Annotated in this window: 3 protein-coding genes; 2 read left to right on the forward strand and 1 reads right to left on the reverse strand. The window is 35.2% G+C overall.

What is annotated here, in order from left to right:
* On the forward strand, positions 1 to 375 hold a 375-nt coding region (locus AC1DOS_RS19580; RefSeq protein ID WP_477538828.1), incomplete at its 5' end, for a sensor histidine kinase.
* Between the two features lie 107 nt (positions 376 to 482).
* Positions 483 to 1,151, forward strand: coding sequence for a phosphatase PAP2 family protein (locus tag AC1DOS_RS19585; protein WP_477538829.1), 669 nt, complete (start codon positions 483 to 485; stop codon positions 1,149 to 1,151).
* Positions 1,152 to 1,305: 154 nt separating this feature from the next.
* Here the strand turns inward: AC1DOS_RS19585 and AC1DOS_RS19590 are convergent, their stop codons facing one another.
* Complete coding sequence (locus AC1DOS_RS19590; RefSeq protein WP_477538830.1) at positions 1,306 to 1,710, reverse strand: GGDEF domain-containing protein; 405 nt, start codon at positions 1,708 to 1,710, stop codon at positions 1,306 to 1,308.
* Between the last annotated feature and the right edge of the window lie 478 nt (positions 1,711 to 2,188).

Consider the following 2,188-nt stretch of genomic DNA (forward strand, 5'->3'; position numbering starts at 1 on the left):
AATCTATTCTTAGCAGATAAAGCACCGATTGCGATGACAGAAAGCCATTTAGAACAAGTCGTTACCATATTAATCGATAATGCGATTAAATACTCTGACTTCAAAAGTAAGCTTGTAATTCACTATCAGTCAAAAGATCTCGAAACTGAGATAATTGTGCAAGATTTTGGAATAGGAATATCTAAAGAAGAAATCCCATTTGTCACGAACCGATTTTATCGCGTTGAAAAATCACGAAATCGTAAAAAAGGTGGTTACGGGATTGGACTTTCCATTGCTCAAAAAATCATGGATACATACATGGGAAGTATGAGAATTGAAAGTGAGGTAGGAAAAGGAACATCGGTTACACTTACTTTTCCCAATCCAAAATGATTCAAATTGTAATGATTTTATTCCCGGTAAATACCAAAAAAACTCTTCCATATTGAAGAGTGTAGTAGGATATTTTTACTATTATTTCGAAATGGTGTGATTCATGCATGGATAAAAAAATTAAACTTTCGATCTTTTTAATCATCGGCTTATTTTCCTTTCTCGGTTTTGGGGTAATGGCTATTTTGGTTCATGGTCAAAAAGTGATTAAATTTGATGATATAGTCATCAACTCAATTCAAGGATTAGAGACCCCTTTTTTGACGACAATCATGAGGTTTTTCACTTTCCTTGGGTCTATTACAGCCATCATAGTGTTGGCGGTTGTAATCATGTTAATTTTCTATTTTGTGTTTAAACTCAGATCAGAATTACTTTTATTTTTAGGCGTGGTTGTAGGCGCGAATATCCTTTTTATCACGTTAAAACTTATTTTTCATAGAGCACGTCCAGACCTGCATCGACTCATTGAAATTACGGGGTATAGTTTTCCTAGTGGACATTCCACGAATGCAATAGCTATCTATGGTATCCTCTCATTTATTCTGTGGCGACATATTCCCACCAAATGGGGACGAACTATTGTAGTAATTTTAAGCGTTCTGATGATTTTAGCAATTGGTATTAGTCGAGTTTATTTAGGCGTTCATTATCCGAGTGATGTGATTGGTGGATATTTTGTTGGAGGTTTTTGGTTAATAATTAGCATTTGGCTATATCAGTTTTACAAAGAAAGGCTATATGAACGAAAACATAATCTCAAGGTTGAAAAATAAGCAATGTCTTTTATCTATATCGTACAGCTTTTCATAGGACTTCACTTTTCGAAAACTCGGATGCTGCCTTTCTTACAACGCTTAACCTGAAAATTCCCAACTAAAAAGACCTTCTCAAAGTGTCCCGAGAAGGTCTTTTGCATTTTTAATATAATTAGTTGATATGTATCGTATTTTGTCCATTTCTCTTTGTATCATAAATTGCTTTATCGGCGTATTTCATTAAATCATGAATGGATGCACCACAAGTAGGATAGAAGATGGACATCCCGATACTGATGGTAAGGAAGGGGCCAATGGATGAATGAGAGTGCGGGATTTTGAGTGATTCAATGTTCTTCCGAAGCGTTTTTGCTACTTGGAACGTGCTTTTTTTATCACAATCACGTTGAATCACTGAAAACTCTTCTCCTCCGTATCTGGCAACAAAATAACCAGATTCCTCTAATTCTAGTTGCAATGAATGTGCAACTTGTTGTAAGCAATAGTCACCTTGTTGATGTCCATATGCATCGTTGTATAATTTGAAATAATCGATGTCTATCATCAGTAATGAAATGGATTTTCACCCTGTGCAAAATATTTTGCAAAATCTGCGCTGCGTATCTTGTTTACAGGTCTTTCGGTTCCTGTAAATGGATCGAGAACATAAACGCCCGTATTAGCTATCGATTTGCCAAAATGCTTTTGAAGAACGTCTTCGACAGCTTTTATAAGGTTGAGGTGGTTCAATATTATAATGTAGATAAAGATGAATATGTTGGAGCGAGCGAAACGGACTTTTTGTTAAATTTCATAAAGGTATCGGCCAGTGAACCGATAGCTGAAAGTGTATTTTGGTGTACATATTAAGTTAATAAGAGGGGGGCTGTACCCCTTTTTGTTGAACTAACGGGTGCTTTACTATGTTGCAGATTAATGGTATTGTATCCGATTATATAAAGGGAAAAAATTATTAAGGAGTTCAAGTTTATTATCCTTCTATTAAACCAGAACCAGTAATTAAAATAACTATTTCCGAGAACAATGAACTGTCC

This window comes from Paenisporosarcina sp. P5_A11 (genome assembly GCF_056400705.1).